At 69.7% G+C, this 310-nt stretch carries 1 pseudogene; it reads left to right on the forward strand.

What is annotated here, in order from left to right:
• Positions 1–89: 89 nt before the first annotated feature.
• Positions 90–310 (forward strand): annotated as a pseudogene (locus O4G76_RS20285) (glutamine--fructose-6-phosphate aminotransferase); the annotation flags it as partial.

Below are 310 nucleotides of genomic sequence, written 5' to 3' on the forward strand. Positions count from 1 at the left end.
GGCGCGCCAGGACAACAAGCCGGGCTTCGCGACCCGGTTCTTCGAGAAGCTGCGCGCCGCGAAGGCCGCCAAGACCAGGGATAACTGAGATGTGTGGGATCGTCGGCGTATTGGGAACTCACGAGGCCGCGCCGCTGCTGGTCGAGGCGCTCGGCCGGCTCGAATATCGCGGCTATGACAGCGCCGGCATCGCGACGCTGGACGCGGGCCGTCTCGACCGCCGCCGCGCGGTGGGCAAGCTGGTGAACCTGTCCGACAAGCTGGTGCATGAGCCGCTGCGCGGTCTCGCGGGCATCGGCCACACCCGCTG

The sequence above is a fragment of the Limimaricola sp. G21655-S1 genome (assembly GCF_027213785.1).
GTDB lineage: Bacteria > Pseudomonadota > Alphaproteobacteria > Rhodobacterales > Rhodobacteraceae > Limimaricola.